Origin of the sequence: Pantoea sp. CCBC3-3-1, from assembly GCF_007981265.1 — a bacterium.
Taxonomy (GTDB): Bacteria; Pseudomonadota; Gammaproteobacteria; order Enterobacterales; family Enterobacteriaceae; genus Erwinia.
This window is the reverse complement of record NZ_CP034363.1, coordinates 699,893-716,731: the sequence shown is the minus strand read 5'-3', so window position 1 is coordinate 716,731 and position 16,839 is coordinate 699,893. Positions and strand designations below refer to the sequence as shown.

Genomic DNA, 16,839 nt, shown 5'->3' with positions numbered 1-16,839 from the left:
GGAAGGCAGCTTCAGAAATTTGCCCGTTGTTTTAAATCCGAAAAATCCTGCGGGTGTTTTCACGCAGGGTTTCGGCAATTTCCTGCGGCGATTCATCACGAATTTCACACAGGCTTTGCCAGACGTTACGTATCCGTTCAGGCCGGTTAGGCGCGCCCTGGAATCCCTGCAACGGCATATCCGGCGAATCGGTTTCCAGCAGCAGCGAGGTAAGCGGCAAACGCGAAATCGCATTGCGGGTTTTGCTCGCACGCTCATAGGTGATGGTGCCGCCAACGCCGATGGCATAGCCTGCACGGATAAACGCCTGCGCCTGCTGCTCGCTACCCGCAAAGCCATGAACCACGCCACAGGCGGGCAGATCGAGTTTGCGAAGGTGCATAGCAAGCTTATCGTGAGTACGGCGTGAATGCAGGATTACCGGCAGGTTATAGTGCTTTGCCAGCCGCAACTGGGCATCCAGCACCGCCTGCTGCTTATCAAACTGCGGATCTTCAATATAAAGATCCAGGCCGATTTCGCCGATCGCCACCAGCTTTTCTGGTTGTTGCTTCAGGTAAGCTTCCAGCTGTTGAAGATGCGCGTCTTCATGCTGTGCAATCGCCATTGGATGCGTGCCCAGCGCGGCATACAAAGGTGCCCAACGATCGGCCAGCGCCATTACGCCAGCAAAACGATCTGCCGCAACGCCGACCACGATGATTTTTTCCACGCCCGCCGCCGCGGCCAGACGCAGGCTTTCCGCTTCGTTGCCGCTAAACGGCGCGAAGTCAAAATGACAGTGGGTATCGACGAACGTCGTCATGCCAGCGATCCTTTATCATAATCTGCATCACTGCCTGCCAGCGGATCGAGAGTGATACTCGGTTCATTTGCCACGGGAACGGCGGGCAGGACAGGCGGTTTAAGCAGCGAGTCCCCCGGACTCAGCCACTGCCCTATTGTAGCCAGGAAGTAGCGACCGGAACGACGTCCCAAATGATAATCCTGATTTAGCGAGGCAATACGGCTACCCAGCGCCCTGCTTGCCAGCGCGCGTGGCGGGAAGATTTCGATAATATTCAGTTTGCCGGGCGGATTGTTAATAAAATGCTGTGTCTGGTGATAGCTTTCTTCGTGCAGCTGAAGGATGTTTACCAGCGGCTGGAGTGCGCCGTCGCTAAGCCAGTGCTCGGCGCGTTTAAGCCACTGCGGCATGTAATTCATTTGTGGAGGAACAGTGCGGATCACCACAATCGTTTCCGCACCGCGACGCGCGGCTTCACGCACGGGAATCGCATCGCTGACGCCACCATCCAGGTAACTGATGCCGTCAAGGTCAACACCCGGCCGATACATACCGGGAATGGCGCTGGAGGCTTTAATGATTTCCAGCCAGTTTGCCGCGGTCGGCGCAAAGTAACCGGGCGTGAAATCATCACTGCGGCAGGCACACATATAGAATTCGCGTCCTTCAGCAAACCTCTTTTCACCCGCCGTTATCGCCAGCGGGAACTCTTTTGCCGTCGTTTCTACCAGCCAGTCCAGATCGATCAGATGGCCGCCACGAACAAAGCGCAGAGGATTAAAAAAAAGTTTACTGGTGGTATAACGCGTGATCACCCGACGAGCATAGCCCGCCTGGCCGCAAATATAGGCTGACAGATTTTGCGCACCCGCAGAGGTGCCAAGCAGCAAATCAAAGGGATTGAAGCCGGCTCGCTGAAACTCGTCCAGCACGCCTGCGGTGAAGATACCACGCTGCCCCCCGCCCTCACAGACCAGCGCCAGTTTGCCGGGGTGAAAAGGCGTGAGCGCCAGCGGCGCAATATTGCCGAGTGAAACGGGAATGCGCTGGCCCAATGTTGGTATCCTGTCGGAAGAAGGTAAAAAAAGGATACGCGTATCGAAACGGCAGCGTTTGACGCTTGTTGCGGTTTTGTTGTGAATTGCTTTATGCATGCAAACGGGCTGTATTCAGCCCGTTTGTTTTCCTTGCAACAGCACCGGATGGCCCGGGCTATTGTTGGCTGGTTGGCGCTAACCGTCCGGCTATAACTTCTTGCGGCCGGTAAACAGGCTGATCAGGAAGATGATGATACCCACTACAAAGACAATTTTAGCTGCCCATGCGGCTGTACCTGCCAGACCACCAAAACCTAACGCCGCAGCGATAAGTGCGATAACCAGAAAAATAATGCCCCAACGAAACATAAGCCTCTCCTTACCCTATATTAAAAATCGAACAGCTCGTGTTATTGATTTCTGCCTGAGTTCGGCATAGCTGACTTTATGGTCCTGCGATGTTTTGACACGAACCGCTTCACTCCGGAAGCGGCCCGCACCAGCGCGATTATTTAACCGTAAGGTCGTTTTTCACGCTTTTTACGCCCTCGATAGCTTTAGCAATGCCTTCTGCACGATCGGACTCTGCCTGAGTTTTCACCGTACCGGAAAGCTGAACCACACCGTTGGTGGTTTCCACTTTCACATGACGGGATGGCACATTGCTGTCCGCTAACAGTTTAGCTTTGATTTCGCTGGTCGTTGCTGCATCACCGGCATAGCCGCTGACGCTGGCTTTCGTGCTGTCTTTTACGTGTAGTTTGTCACTGACGGATTTAACACCCTCAACTTTTTTCGCCGCATCAACAGCCAGTTCGGCCTGATCCTGCGACGTCACAAAACCGCTCAGGGTAACAACACCGCTGTGGGTTTTGACTGAGATATCCGTACTTTTTATCGCGTCGTTATCAACCAGGGCAGCTTTCACCTTGGCAGTAACACCGCTGTCATCCATGTATCCACCGACTTTTTTCATAGAACTATCGATTTTGGAACCCGCGGAGTCAGTAGTGGACTGCACTTTAGGCGTAGCGGTATCTTCTGCCATAGCAGTACCACCAATCAGTGCAGAACCTACCAGAGCAGCCATCAGAGTTTTAGCAATCTTAGTCTTGTTCATCGATCTCATCCTTCTTCATGTGTGATGCACTCACAACTGTGAGCTTTCAGCCACAAACGGCGTGACTGCAGTAATCAGGCGTTGCAGCAACCGCGCCGCATGTATTGCGTCCTGTTGAATTTAAATATAGACGCTAATCTGGATTTCACCGCCGCTTGTGATTGATATGTTGGAAAAATGCTCAAATCAGAGGTTTTTTAAGATGAGTCTGTAACAAGACGCGCAGGCATGGATGAAGCGAAAACGGCATAAAAAAAGCGATGCCAGAGCATCGCTTCCAAAACAGGGCAAAAGGTGCGCGCCGTAAAGCGCCACACCGATTTGCAGAGGATTAATGTTCGCGCGTTTTGCGGAACACCACCTCAGGATAACGTTCCTGAGTAATATTGAGGTTTACCATGGTCGGCGCAATGTAGGTCAGGTTATCACCGCCATCCAGCGCCAGGTTCACTTCGTTTTTACGCTGGAACTCTTCAAATTTCTTCGCGTCTTTGCACTCTACCCAGCGGGCAGTAGAAACGTTTACCGATTCGTAAATCGCCTCAACGTTGTACTCGCTTTTCAGACGCGCAACCACCACGTCGAACTGCAGCACACCCACTGCACCTACAATCAGATCGTTGTTGTGAACCGGACGGAAGACCTGCACCGCGCCCTCTTCTGACAGCTGCACCAACCCTTTCAGTAACTGTTTCTGCTTCAGTGGGTCACGCAGGCGAATGCGACGGAACAGCTCCGGCGCGAAGTTCGGAATACCGGTGAACTTCATGTTTTCACCCTGGGTAAAGGTATCGCCGATCTGGATGGTGCCATGATTATGCAGGCCGATAATATCGCCTGGATAGGCTTCTTCCACGTGCGAACGGTCACCGGCCATAAAGGTCAGCGCATCGGCAATCACTACATCCTTGCCCAGACGAACCTGGCGCAGCTTCATGCCTTTTTCGTACTTGCCGGAGACCACACGCAGGAACGCTACGCGGTCGCGGTGTTTCGGATCCATGTTCGCCTGAATTTTAAAAACGAAGCCGGTGAATTTATCGTCGGCGGCGGTAACGGTACGTACATCGGTCTCACGTGGCATTGGTGAAGACGCCCAGTCAACCAGGCCATCCAACATATGATCCACGCCAAAGTTACCCAGCGCGGTACCGAAGAACACCGGGGTCAACTGGCCTGCCAGGAAGGCTTCTTTCTCAAATTCGTGAGAAGCGCCCTGCACCAGCTCCAGCTCTTCGCGCAGCTGTGCCGCCAGCTCCTCACCGATTGCAGCGTCGAGATCCGGGTTATCCAGCCCTTTAACGATGCGAACTTCCTGAATGGTATGGCCTTTCCCGGTCTGATAAAGATAGGTTTCATCTTTATAAAGGTGATAAACCCCTTTAAACAGCTTGCCGCAGCCAATAGGCCAGGTGATCGGCGCGCAGGCGATTTTCAGCTCGCTTTCCACCTCATCCAGCACTTCCATTGGATCGCGGATATCACGGTCCAGCTTGTTCATAAAGGTCAGGATCGGCGTGTCGCGCAGACGGGTAACTTCCATCAGCTTACGGGTGCGATCCTCAACGCCTTTCGCGGCATCGATAACCATCAGGCAGCAGTCCACCGCCGTCAGAGTACGATAGGTATCTTCGGAGAAGTCTTCATGGCCCGGGGTATCCAACAGGTTGACCAGGCTGTCGCGATACGGGAACTGCATCACCGAGGTAGTGATTGAAATACCACGCTGCTTTTCCATCTCCATCCAGTCGGATTTAGCGTGCTGGTTAGAGCCACGTCCTTTAACCGTACCGGCGGTCTGAATCGCCTGTCCGAACAGCAACACCTTTTCGGTGATGGTGGTTTTACCCGCATCCGGGTGAGAGATAATGGCAAAAGTGCGGCGACGAGCCACCTCTTGCATAAAAGGTGCATTTGACATGAACAAACTCTGTGTGGTGCTGTGCCATCGTTACGCAGACCGCGCAAAGACTTTCACAGGCGATTAATCATCAATGGCCCGCATTTTCGCCGATCCGGGCGTCATACACAATCCACAACGCCACCTGATTCAGGGAAATGGAAGACGTGCCGGAAAGCTCAGCGCTTTTCCTGCGGTTTTTGCAATGATTATGCGGCAGTGTACTCACTTTTCTGGCTGCGGGCGGCGCAGATTCTCACGCGCCTGCTCAAAATTTTCCCGGCACTGGCAGCCCTCAATATGATCGTTGATCATGCCAAGCGCCTGCATCAGCGAGTAGATGGTGACAGGGCCAACCCAGCTCCACCCTCGTTTTTTCAACGCTTTGGATAACCGCGTTGCTTCCGGGGAGGTTTTGGCATTCTGCCAGTATTCCAGATCCACGGTCGCCGGACGATCTTCCTCTTTTGGTTCAAACTGCCAAAACCACGCCGCCAGCGATCCGGCCTCTTCCACCAGCTCAATGGCTCGCTGCGCGTTATTAATCGCTGAGAGGATCTTGGCCCGGTTACGCACGATGCTTTTATCCGCCATCAGCCTGGCGACATCGTCATCGGTAAATTTAGCCACCTGATAAAAATCAAAATCCTGAAAAGCGCGGCGAAAGTTCTCTCGCTTGTTGTAAATCAGCTGCCAGGACATGCCGGAGTGAAAACCTTCCAGACACACTTTTTCATATAGCCGCCGGTCGTCCACCACCGGCTTGCCCCATTCATTATCATGATAATCCGGCATTGATGGCTGCCAGTAACAGCAAACCCGACCATCGTCGGTCAGGGTCAGTCCGGCCTGTTTCAGGTCAGCAAGATAGTGCTCGTCCATCTGTTAGCTCCCTCTCAATTGTTGCGGTGTGCTCTTTGCGGATAAACGTTGACCGCGCGCCAGTGCTATATCTGACATCAGCTGTAACAACCGCTTTTGGTTTTATCCGGTATTCACCGCTATTTTTAGACCATTAACGGCGAGACGTCAGTATTCGCTACCTAACCATGAAAGGGAAAATTTGATGAGCAATAACGACTATCAACCAGCCAAAGTCTGGTCAGAGAATAAAGAAGCTGGCGGCACCTGGGGCAGCATCAACCGTCCGACAGCGGGCGCGCGCACCGAGGCAACATTGCCAGTAGGCATTCATCCTTTACAGCTTTATTCCATGGGCACACCAAACGGCCAGAAAGTGACAATCCTGCTGGAAGAGCTGTTGGCGCTGAACGTTAACGATGCGGAATATGATGCCCATCTGATCCGCATCGGCGAGAGCGAACAATTTACCTCAGGTTTTGTCGATGTGAACCCGAACTCCAAAATCCCGGCGCTGCTGGATGTTTCCACCACGCCGCCAACCCGCGTCTTTGAGTCAGGCGCAATCCTGCTGTATCTCGCGGAAAAATATGGTCACTTCCTGCCGAAAGATCCGGCTGGTCGTACCGAAACCCTGAACTGGCTGTTCTGGTTGCAGGGTTCTGCGCCTTACCTGGGCGGCGGCTTTGGCCATTTTTATAACTATGCGCCGGAGAAAATTGAATACGCTATCGATCGCTTCACCATGGAAGCCAAGCGTCAGCTGGATCTGCTGGATCGCCAGCTGGCCGAACACCGTTATATTGCCGGCGAAGACTACACCATTGCCGATATCGCCATCTGGCCATGGTATGGCGCACTGGTTAAAGGCCAGCTGTATAATGCCGCTGAGTTCCTCGATGCCGGTTCGTATAAAAATCTGCAACGCTGGGCAGATGAAGTTGCACAGCGCCCTGCCGTACAGCGCGGCCGTATCGTGAATCGTACCTGGGGAGAGCCCGCTGAACAGCTGCGCGAGCGTCACGATGCTTCCGATTTTGACCTGAAGACAGAAGACAAACTGGCGAAATAGTCCGGTTAGCAGGATAAAATAGAAAGGGCACCTTAACGGTGCCCTTAAATTTGATCGGACGATGAATGATATTTTAAATAACCAGATCAAAGGACATTATGAAAATTGCCGCTATCTCAGATATTCACGGTAATCTTGCTGCGCTGGATGCCGTACTTAAGGATATCGCCAGACAAGATGTTGATTTCGTCGTTAATCTGGGTGACCTTTTTTCTGGTGCGCTCCAGCCTGCTGAAACCGCCGATCGCCTGCTTCCCCTGCCTTTTATAACCATTCGCGGCAATCATGAGCGCCAACTCCTGGAAAACGATCCGCAACAGATGAGCCTTTCCGACAGGCATGCCTACTCCGCATTACGTACTGAGCACTGGGAGTGGCTGAAGAGTCTGCCCGCCGAGCTCAGGATTGAAGATGACATCCTGCTGGTTCACGGCATTCCGGGTAACGATTTAATGTATTTTTTGGAAGAGGTTACGCAGGACGGCGTTGTTCTGGCTTCGGCAGAACTTGTTCAGCAGCGGGCCGCAGGAGTCAGGGAATCCTTAATTCTTTGCGGTCATACTCATCTTCCGCGCAAATTCGAACTTGCTGATGGACGCGTGATTATCAATCCCGGCAGCGTAGGATTACCGGCTTATGACGATGACCAGCCGTTTTACCATAAGATGGAGAGCGGCTCGCCTCATGCCCGCTATGCGGTGATTGAACGTAAGCAAACAGGATGGGAAGTCGATTTCCGCCAGGTGATTTACGACTGGAATTCGGCAGCAAAACAGGCAGAAGCAAATCAACGTCCGGACTGGGTTGTGCCGCTGAGAGAAGGGAAAATTGCTTAGGGATAGTATCGCATACTGACAGCCCGCACTTTAAAACAGGCATTATGGTTAATATAACGAAGCTTTCAGAGTGAAATAAACTTATCACCTTATTTAATTTCCCAGAACCGCCACGCACTTGATAATTATAAATTTTCCTGCGAGAGGAAAATATCTAATCTGCATAGCGAAAGTTATAATAGGTAAGATACCAGCCTTTATTCGAAAACCGTATAACTGTGGATAGTTAGCATAGTCGTCTACAGTTGTTGGGGCTCGATGTATGAGAAAAAAATCAAAATCATATTTTAAAGTACTTTAGCAATGTATCTCAGATGAATAAAACTATTGCATCCGCAGCAATGAACCTTTAATGAAAAAAAATCACTCTTTTAAATCTATCTAAAATAAAAAATTAACCTCATCATGTAAACCATAAGATTGTACATGATGATTATTTAAAATGTTAGCTACAGTTAAAAAAACTTAACCTATTTAAAAGACTGGACACCTAGTAAAACACCTTCATCAATCATCTTTTGTATTTCTTGCGAGTTACTTTCAATGTTTGAGGTAACCTTTCCAATAGGATATTCTTTTGAAGCTCCTAATACCTTTAGCTTTAGCTTTACTAAAGCCATTTGATAAATCAATCGGTGGCTAAAAATATCATGGGAGTTTTTATTTTTACTAGAAAAGTTAGAATTATCAAACTCAACACCCTCGCCAGCCATAAATCGTTTGTGTACATTTATTTTTATTTTCTTTGGTAATCCTTCGCCCGAGTTTAGAGCATCGATGATTTTCTTTATTGAATCTTTATTTTTTTACCGTCATTATTTATGATAGATATTTCTGCGCGTAAAGCAATAGCATATTCTATCCATGCCCAATAATCATAATCATTATTGAATTCAATTCCTGATAACTTATCGACTATAGAAATAACATTTTTAAAATCTTTTTTTGCGCATAAAATAAACGCAATCTTTGTTAAAATTCAACAATCCCCTTGTCAGTTTTTATAAATTTAGCTTTTATATTATCAAAAAATCCTCTTAAAACCTCATTCTCATTAGATAACTCTTCAATAAATCTTGAGTATTTCATTTTAATCCTCAATTCATTGAACTATTGTTTTAACTTTAGTTCCTTAGGAAAAGTTTTAAGAGCATTAGCTATTGAAGAACCAGCACCTCAATTATCACCAGGATCGATATAGCTATGCAATGTTCATTCTAATTCATGCGCTATAATTTCGTAAAAAAAACGCCGCTAAAGCGGCGATAGTATAAAATCCTTAACTTTTTTTAAAAGGATGAAGGCAACTATACAAATATTCCCGCATTAACTTAGATGCTATTTTCTTCGGGGTTGTCTCTTATTGCTTTTCTGTTTTTTTCCGCAATAAAGATTCCATTATTATGAATTACCCCTGAAATGAGATAAACGATGTTTATCCGCTAATGTATATTTAGTGTCGTATTATCAATTTTTAATTTTATTAGGAAGAACCCTTAGGATTCTTCCGGTTATATTGAGTGGCTTTTATCTGCTAAACAAAGAATTACAGATAATATTTTTACTATTTATCAAATCCTTACAATAACTTCGATATTATTGCACTTCTCACTGCTAGCCTTGAAAACTAGTGTTATACAAGAAAATTCCTTCTTGAATTGTACTTCGTAGTACCCAGGGTTCAACTTAACCATAACTCCGGACATATAATCAGAACCATCAGGTTCAAGATCCCCTCCGGTAGTATCTTCTCCAGCACCTACATAAACTTTTCCTGTTGGAACATTTAAGTACAACGATTTATAATCATCTTGTATCTCATCTTTAATTTTTATTTCATATTGTCCATCACTACCAAGATTTAAAAAAATAACGTTTCCTTTATTGATCTCATTGATCTCATCTTCAGGAATACTCCACCAATCAGCATCATCATTGATCCTGTGTTTGAGAGACCCTAAGTCAAAAATTGATAATGTTGCAGTATCAGTTGTAATTAAGAATTGTTCACTCATGACTACCTCTATTGAAAGATTATTTCGCTAATCATATCACCCGGCTGAAGGCCAGCTTTTCTTCCTGCATTTTTTAAAGAGCTTCCAACGCTTTTATTTATAGATTCATTTAACATTTGTAACCTTTGCGTTGGTGAACCACCAACAATCAGATCAACAGGATGATCCGCATTCAGTTTTGTTAAATCAGGAGATTTCCCGAAGATTCTTTCATAACGTGCAGCAACTGTTCTTCTATATGAACTTTGTACCGAGGAAATCCTAACATCATGGGTTCCTGGAGACCAAATCAACTCACCACGTTGAGCAGCACGATTAAGAGCATTTTGTTTTTTTAGAAACTGTCTTTCAAGAAAGTTCTTTTCCGAATTGCTTAAATTAGTATTGCTCAGGATTTTAGGTCTATTAACAGTTAATGTAGTGCCTGAAGTACATCTTGTTAGTCCTAAGGGATCAATCCAGTTTAACGGATTTGGCACATAAGCATAAGTATTCAACCCACCCATCAACCCAATAGGGTCAACCTGCGTAAAGCGCCCGCCGACCGGATCGTAATACCTGAACAGATTGTAATGAAGGCCCGTTTCTCTGTCCAGGTACTGGCCCTGGAAACGCAGGTTCTGCTGCACCGCCTGGAAGCCCGTGCTGTTTTCCCGCTCCGTTTCGCCCCAGGTGGAGAACCGGCCGCGCCACACCACCTCGCCCCGCTCGTCGGTCATGCGCTCCGGCAGGCCGTTCAGTTCGGTGTGGTACCAGAAGGTCTCCGACTGCCCGCCAATGCTGTCGACTCTTGCCACCGGCTCCCAGCTGCCCTCGCTGTAGATGTACTGCGTGTTGCGTGCAGGCTGAAGGCTGCTGCTTTCGCCCACCATCCGTAATCCGCTCCACAGGAAGCTTATCGTTTCCGCGTCTTTCCCGTGGCGGTGCAGGATTTTCTGCGTGCGGCGGCCCAGCGCGTCGTAGCGGTACTCCGCCCGGATATATTCACGGTCGCCGTCAAAGCGCACCTCCGTGACCCGGTGCTCGTCATCGTAAGTAAAGTGCTGCTCCGGCGCGCCTTCAGCGGCCCTGCGCCACGTCATCCGGCCAAAGCCGTCGTGGCGCCAGCGCGCGCCCTTCAGCCTTTTCAGCAGGTTGTGCCAGACGATATCGCCCGGTTTATCCGTCTGATTTCCGGCCGCGTCCCACGTGAAGTGCTCCTCCTTAAACGGCCGCACCTCGCGCGTCACCTGGCCCGCCGCGTCGTAGCCGAAGCGCTGCTGCTGGTTCGCCCACTCGCGCTGCCCCGTACTGCCGTCGGTCACCAGCTGCTGCATCACCTGGTCGAGACGGTCCCAGCGGTAGCGGCGCTCAAACACCACGGCGTTGCGCCCGCTGAAGCCGCTGCGCCGCATCACGATGCGGCCCGCCGGGTCGTAGCGCGTTTCCTGATGCAGCGCGCCCTGGGTACGCCCGGTTTCGCGGTGCAGCCTGTCGCGCTGATATCCGGCGATTTCATGGCGCCTGCCGCCGTGCTTCAGGTTCATCTGCAACAGATGCCCGGTGCCGTAGCGCAGGCAGCTCAGCTCGCGCCCGTCCGGCAGCGTGGTCGAGGTGAGGTTGCCCAGCGCGTCGTACTGATGTGCGATAAGGCCGCCACTGTTCTCTTCCGCGAGCAGATTACCCGGCGCGTCGCTGGTGAAGCTCAGCATCTCGAAGTCGGTGACTTCGCGCCCTTCCGCCTGCGCGCTCAGCCACGCCGCCAGCGGCATCTTCTTCACCGTCACGCCGCGGTCGCCGTAGTGATATTCGGTGCGGTGCTGCGCGGTGGTTTTTGCCGTCAGGCGGTTTACCGCGTCGTATTCAAAACGGGTCACGTGAGGCTGGTCAGCTGCCGGTTCAGAAAGCGCGGACTGCCAGGCGGCCTTCTCTGTAACACCGCTGCTGGCAGAGCGCTCAGCCTCGCCGTCACCGCTCAGAGGATGCTGCACAATCTCCGCCACGCGACCCAGCGCGTCGTAGCCGTAGCTCCTGCGCCGTCCCGCCCAGTCGATCTGCGCGATCAGCCGCTCGCTGTTGTCGTACTCAAACTGCCAGCGATCCTGATTCGGATTGATCAGCGCGATCGGCCGGCCAAAACGATCGTACTGCCAGCGGGTCCTGTGCCCCGCCGGATCGGTTTCGGTGACGATCTGCCCGCGCGCGTTGCGCGTCACGCTGCGCTCCGAGAAGCCATCGATGTTCTCGCCGGTCAGCATCCCGGCGGCATCATATTCATATTCGGTTGTGCGACCGTCGGGACGCGTCAGGCACTGCAACCGTCCCGCCGCGCTCCAGCGCCAGCGCGTGGTGTTGCCTTCCGCATCCGTCTGGCTCAGCAGCCTGCCTGCGTCATCGTAAATGCGGCTGCTCGGGTTGCCGGAACAGTCCTCGTCGCGCGTCATCTGCCCGCGTTCGTTCCACCAGAAGCGGTGCGTGTTCTCCAGCGCGTCGGTGCGCGTCAGCAGATCGCCCCGATCGTTCCACGTAAACCGGCTGGTGCCGTTCAGCGGATCGGTTACCGCCACCACGTCACCGGCGGCGTTGTACTGATACTGCCAGACCGCGCCGTCGGGCTGCACTTCCTTCACCGGGAAGGCGAACGACGGATGCCAGGTGGTCAGCGTCGTGCGGCCCGCCGGATCGCGCACCATCGTCAGGTTAGCGCGCTCGTCGTAGCCGTACTGCCAGAGCCTGTCGCCCGGCTCGTGCGTGGCCATCAGCAGCTCGCCGTGCTCCGCCCAGCGCCAGTGCCAGCGTGCGCCGTAGCTGTCGGTATAGTCGGTGATGCGACAAAGTTCGTCCCAGCGGTGCTGCGTGGTGCCGCCGGAGAAGCAGGTCACGGTCGCGCTGCGATCCTGCTCGTCGGCATCGATCAGCCAGTGCTCCAGGCAGTTGCGCGCCTCGTCCAGCACCTGATATTCGGTGACGCGCCAGTAGCGCGGATCGCGGGCAGGCTGCCACTGATATTCCACGGTCAGGCCGGTGGCATAGCTGTGCGAGGCCATCAGATCGCTGGCGCGATCCCAGCTGAAGCGGCGGGTCTCGATACCGTCGGCATCCTTCACCGAAATCAGCTGCCCTTGCGGGCTCCAGGCGTAGTGCACCAGCGGACGCAGCTCGTCTGCCACCACCTGATGGACCGCCGCCAGCCTGCCGTGCACCGGCTCGTAGCTCAGGCGCACGTCCAGCGCTTCGTTATCGCCGGAGATGCTGACCAGCTGCCCCGCCTCGTTCCAGCTGAAGTGCTGGCAGTTCTCGTGACGATCGTAAATGCGGCCGATGCGCCACTCGCCTTCGCAAGCCGGATCCGGCTCGTAGAGATGAAACTCGCCCTGTGCGGTCTGCATCACAATCACGCCCTGAAGCGAGCAGAAAAGCGTAAAGCCTTCCTCGTCGAAGCGGACAACGTCACCCGGCGCGATTTCGCCCAGGCCCAGCTCCTGCCCGGTCACATCACGCCAGGCAAACTGGACCGTGCCGTCATCGTGCTTAAACCGGATTAACCGGGTTTCAAACGGCAGCATCCAGCCGGTGCCTAATATGCCGGTGGTCAGATTGCGGCTGTGATAAATGCGCTGCCAGAAAAGCGGGATCCGATCCTCCAGCATGAAATCGAGATCCTCCTGGCCCGCGAGGATCTTCGCACCGGTTGCGTAATTAACCGGATGCGCGCTTTGCATGGCAACGGCGGCAACGGCTCCACTCGCGGCTGCACTGGTGGCTTCACCCGCAGCACTGGCAGCAACAGTACAGGCGATCTGCCGCAGAGCGCGGCGGGCAGCGACGCGGGAAAACAGCTGTTCGAGAAGCTTCGCCCCTTCCTTAGCGATGCCGCCGGTGCTCAGCAGCCCACCAATAAAATAAGCCAGCATGTTTTTGCCGCTGCGAATATCGCGCACCACTACGCTGTCGCCGCCGATACGCACGCGTGGGTTTTCACTTACCTGAACAGTCGCTTCGCAGGTGCTGCGATCGCCGTTACGTGCGGCAGGATGGCCGTTGATCAGCACTTTTTTCGAGCCTTCTGCCAGGAAGTTCACGCTTTCCGCCAGATGCCCTTTGGTGCAGGCGACGGTATCTTTGCTGGCGGGCGTGGCGTAAGGGCTGGCGCTGGCGACGGTCGGCTGAATCAGATCGTCCCAGACCCCACCAAACCAGTTTTTTACCGATTCCCCGCTAATATGGCTGACCTTATCCAGTGCTGCGCTGAGGGTATCGCCCGGATGACGAATGGCCGAAGCGATGCCGCCAGCCATCGCCATGGCGATATCAAGTGCACCAGGTTCCTCTTCGCTGCTCGCGGCAGGAGAATTAAGCCAGGCGTGGCTAACCGTACCCGCTGCACGCGCGGCCGGTTTTCCCATGATGTTGACGTTTTCCGAGCCGCTGGTAATTATCGCATCCGGCGGCCCTCGCATGCCCAGCGTGTCGAGTAATCCATCCACGGCGCTGCTGGCCGCGTTGCCAAGCTTTTCGGGATAGCCTGAGGCCATCGCGCCTACCATTGCCGCTGCGCCCACGGCCACGCCAGCAAACGGATTGACGGCAAACAGTAAAGTTGCACCCGCCAGGATGCCACCATAAATAGCGCCTTCAACCAGGCCGCTTACCAGGTCGCCCAGCGCCGAGCTGTGCACTAGGGGATCGTCGATACGTGCAGCTGTCAGATCGGACATAGATCAGGCCTCCAAGCCCGCAGCAGGAATAAATCCTTCTTTGATATTTTGCCAGATAGCCAGCGACTCCGGATCGAACTGGCCTGCACGACTGAACGTCAGCGCCATCAGGTGGGTATCGGTTCGAACGACCAGCAGCTTTTGCATCACCACAACGCCTTGATTTTCAAAGCGCATTGCCACTTCCCGCGCTTTTAAGCCACCGAACAGCGTCTCTTCCGCTTCTTCTGCGGCAAACTTCTTCATATCGCGCTTCACTTTTGCCAGTTGCTGCTTCAGGTAGTTCTCTTCCTCGCCAGCTTTTACGTCCCAGGCGCGAGTTATCACCAGCGTGGCGCGCGCTTTAGGCAGTCTGAGCAGCGTAACGCTCTGCTCCTGAATGGCTTCCGGTAAGGGTAAGGTTCCTTCTGACAGGACGTAATTCATGAGTTGCTCCCTTTTTTATCAAAGGCTTCCTCAACCTGTATGGCAATGGTCATTGGCGTCGGATCTGGCGTCACGCCTGGGGTCGGCTGGCTAATGTTAAGATCCAGCGTTCCACCGGTATTGATCTGCCCTTTGCCAGTCGCATTGATTTCAAATTGGGTGCATTGCAGCGAGATAGTCCCGTTTGGATTGAGCGTCAGTACGCTGTCGCCTGAAATAAAGCTGATGCCTTCGCCAGAGGCCAGTTCAAGGCCGCCCTGCACTCGCAACCCATAGTCGCCACCGACCAGTTCGCTACGCGATTTTTGGGTGTTTTGCGTATAAGCGCCACTCACCGAGCTGGTGAACTCTTTTTCGATAGCGACGGTCTGGCTGCCGCCTACCGTGTGCGTCTCATCATTTTTGACGTTGGTATCCATATTCTTTTGCGCCTGGATCCACACCTGCTCCTCTCCCGCCTTGTCCTCAAAGCGCAGCGCGTTGGCATTGTCCGGCGAGCCGTCCTTCGAGCGGCTCAGAAAGCCCATCTGCGTCGCCGCGCCCGGCAGCGCCCACGGCGGCATGCTCGCTTCGTTGTAGACGCGGCCGGTAACGATCGGCCGGTCCGGATCGCCGTTGATAAAGTCGATCACCACCTCGTCGTTGACGCGCGGGATCTGTACCCCACCAAAGCCCTGGCCCGCCCACGCGCTCGACACGCGCACCCAGCACGAGCTGGTGTCGTCGCCTTTCGCCAGACGGTCCCAGTGGAACTTCACCTTGATGCGGCCGTATTTGTCGGTCCAGATCGACTCCCCTTTTGGCCCCACCACTTTTGCCGTCTGCGGCCCGTGCGTGCGCGGCCACGGGGTTTTCGGTTGCGCGCGGAAGGTGATGTCCGACGGGATAACGTCAATCGCGATATTGTGCTTCGTGCTGCCGCCGTTGCCGCTGGCGTAGTTGTTCTCTTCGAAGTCGTATTCCGCGCCCACGGTCAGGTACTCGCCGTTGTCGCTGAAGAACGGCGCGTCCAGCAGCGCAAAGGTGTTGCCCGGGGCCAGCCCCAGCGCGGTGCCGGTGGCGCTGATTTGATGATGCTCCACCTGCCACACTTCCTGACGGATTTTCGCGTAGAACTCGCCGTGGTCGTGGTCAACAAAATGGCCCGGCCAGTCGTAGACGTCAATCTGCCCCGGCGTCGGCGAGGCGGGGTTCTGTTTCGCCTGGAACATCCACGCGTTTGGCTTGCGGAAGTCGTAATCGTCGATGCTGTAGATACCCGGCGTGACCCGGTCTTCCATCTCCCAGTTGCTGATCCCTTCCACGCTGGTGGTGCCGCCGGACGGCGTGGCGTGATACGGAATGACCTCGTAGCCCGCGTACGGCTGGTGCTGCTGCGCGCTGTCCGTCAGCACCAGCGTATGTTTGTCCTGCTCATGGCGGAAGAAATAATAAATCCCCTCCAGCTCCATCAGGCGGCTGATAAAGTCAAAGCTGCTTTCCTGGTACTGCACGCAGTATTCCCAGACGCGGTAGTGGCCGGTCAGCCGGTCTTCAACGGTCACACCATATTCCGACAGCAGCGTTTTGATAATCGCCGGCGCGGTCTGGCTCTGGAAGATGCGCAGGTTGCGGTCGCGCTTCATCGGCCACAGGTCCGGCTCCATCAGCAGCCGGTAGACCGCATAGCGCGTGCCGTTCAGCTCCTGGCTGTTGACCTTCACCTGGGTGATTTTGCCGTTGAGCCAGCGGGTGCCCGTCAGTCCCTGGGTGGGGATACACAGGGTTATCGGCTGGCCGAGCAGCGACTTGCGGTCGATGCGGGCGTCGGTGCTGAGCAGGTCAACGGTGAGTTCAAAGGCGGTGGAAAGGGCTTCGCGGCCGCTGAGCTTCCAGAACAGCAGCCCCTCAACCGGCAGGAGTACGGTGATGCGATCAAACATGGTGATTTCCCGGAGTGGCCCGACGCGGTGCCGGGCGAAAACAGTTAACTCGGTGGATTAAGCAGCGCACGTCATATGGCGATACTTCAATACGGCGGACTTCCAACAGCGGCCACAAAAGTCTCTTCTAGGCGTCAAACACAGACGGCACGCCTGCTATCTCACT

At 53.5% G+C, this 16,839-nt stretch carries 14 protein-coding genes; 2 read left to right on the top strand and 12 right to left on the bottom strand.

The window, feature by feature from the left end:
- Nucleotides 1–31: 31 nt before the first annotated feature.
- The 6 genes from EHV07_RS03240 to EHV07_RS03215 form a co-directional block, all read right to left on the bottom strand.
- The gene (locus EHV07_RS03240) at nt 32–805 is read right to left on the bottom strand and encodes a TatD family hydrolase (protein ID WP_147195003.1); all 774 of its coding nucleotides are present in this window, start codon (nt 803–805) and stop codon (nt 32–34) included.
- Nucleotides 802–1,842 carry a patatin family protein gene (locus EHV07_RS03235; protein ID WP_147200511.1) on the bottom strand — a complete coding sequence of 347 codons (1,041 nt, stop codon included), beginning with the start codon at nt 1,840–1,842 and terminating at the stop codon, nt 802–804. The genes EHV07_RS03240 and EHV07_RS03235 overlap by 4 nt, the downstream gene beginning before the upstream one ends.
- 189 nt (nt 1,843–2,031) lie before the next feature.
- Nucleotides 2,032–2,193, bottom strand: a complete 162-nt coding sequence (locus EHV07_RS03230) for a DUF1328 domain-containing protein (RefSeq protein ID WP_071995405.1) — start codon at nt 2,191–2,193, stop codon at nt 2,032–2,034.
- Between the two features lie 139 nt (nt 2,194–2,332).
- Nucleotides 2,333–2,944 carry a molecular chaperone OsmY gene (osmY, locus tag EHV07_RS03225; protein WP_147195000.1) on the bottom strand — a complete coding sequence of 204 codons (612 nt, stop codon included), beginning with the start codon at nt 2,942–2,944 and terminating at the stop codon, nt 2,333–2,335.
- Nucleotides 2,945–3,275: 331 nt separating this feature from the next.
- Nucleotides 3,276–4,865, bottom strand: coding sequence for a peptide chain release factor 3 (gene prfC, locus EHV07_RS03220; RefSeq protein ID WP_147194998.1), 1,590 nt, complete (start codon nt 4,863–4,865; stop codon nt 3,276–3,278).
- A gap of 204 nt (nt 4,866–5,069) precedes the next feature.
- Nucleotides 5,070–5,726, bottom strand: coding sequence for a DNA-3-methyladenine glycosylase I (locus tag EHV07_RS03215; protein ID WP_147194996.1), 657 nt, complete (start codon nt 5,724–5,726; stop codon nt 5,070–5,072).
- Nucleotides 5,727–5,910: 184 nt separating this feature from the next.
- Here EHV07_RS03215 and yghU point away from each other — a divergent pair, with 184 nt between their 5' ends.
- Entirely contained in the window at nt 5,911–6,777 is an 867-nt protein-coding gene (yghU, locus tag EHV07_RS03210; RefSeq protein WP_147194994.1) for a glutathione-dependent disulfide-bond oxidoreductase, read from the top strand.
- 98 nt (nt 6,778–6,875) lie between these two features.
- On the top strand, nt 6,876–7,613 hold the full coding sequence (locus EHV07_RS03205; RefSeq protein ID WP_147194992.1) for a metallophosphoesterase: 738 nt from the start codon (nt 6,876–6,878) through the stop codon (nt 7,611–7,613).
- Between the two features lie 470 nt (nt 7,614–8,083).
- Here EHV07_RS03205 and EHV07_RS03200 read toward each other — a convergent pair whose 3' ends face one another.
- The 6 genes from EHV07_RS03200 to EHV07_RS03180 all read right to left on the bottom strand — a co-directional run bounded on the left by EHV07_RS03200 (nt 8,084) and on the right by EHV07_RS03180 (nt 16,673).
- The gene (locus EHV07_RS03200) at nt 8,084–8,326 is read right to left on the bottom strand and encodes a hypothetical protein (protein ID WP_147194991.1); all 243 of its coding nucleotides are present in this window, start codon (nt 8,324–8,326) and stop codon (nt 8,084–8,086) included.
- A 74-nt stretch (nt 8,327–8,400) separates the two neighbouring features.
- Nucleotides 8,401–8,532: a DUF6707 family protein gene (locus EHV07_RS25110; RefSeq protein ID WP_371419677.1), complete on the bottom strand. Its 132-nt coding sequence runs from the start codon at nt 8,530–8,532 to the stop codon at nt 8,401–8,403.
- A 652-nt stretch (nt 8,533–9,184) separates the two neighbouring features.
- Entirely contained in the window at nt 9,185–9,628 is a 444-nt protein-coding gene (locus EHV07_RS03195; RefSeq protein WP_147194989.1) for a DUF6386 family protein, read from the bottom strand.
- An 8-nt stretch (nt 9,629–9,636) separates the two neighbouring features.
- Entirely contained in the window at nt 9,637–14,325 is a 4,689-nt protein-coding gene (locus EHV07_RS03190; RefSeq protein ID WP_147194987.1) for an RHS repeat-associated core domain-containing protein, read from the bottom strand.
- Between the two features lie 3 nt (nt 14,326–14,328).
- Nucleotides 14,329–14,751: a DcrB-related protein gene (locus EHV07_RS03185; RefSeq protein ID WP_147194984.1), complete on the bottom strand. Its 423-nt coding sequence runs from the start codon at nt 14,749–14,751 to the stop codon at nt 14,329–14,331.
- A complete protein-coding gene (locus tag EHV07_RS03180; protein WP_147194983.1) occupies nt 14,748–16,673 on the bottom strand; it encodes a type VI secretion system Vgr family protein in 1,926 nt (641 codons plus the stop codon). Before EHV07_RS03180 ends, EHV07_RS03185 begins: the two co-directional genes overlap by 4 nt.
- Nucleotides 16,674–16,839 lie beyond the last annotated feature (166 nt).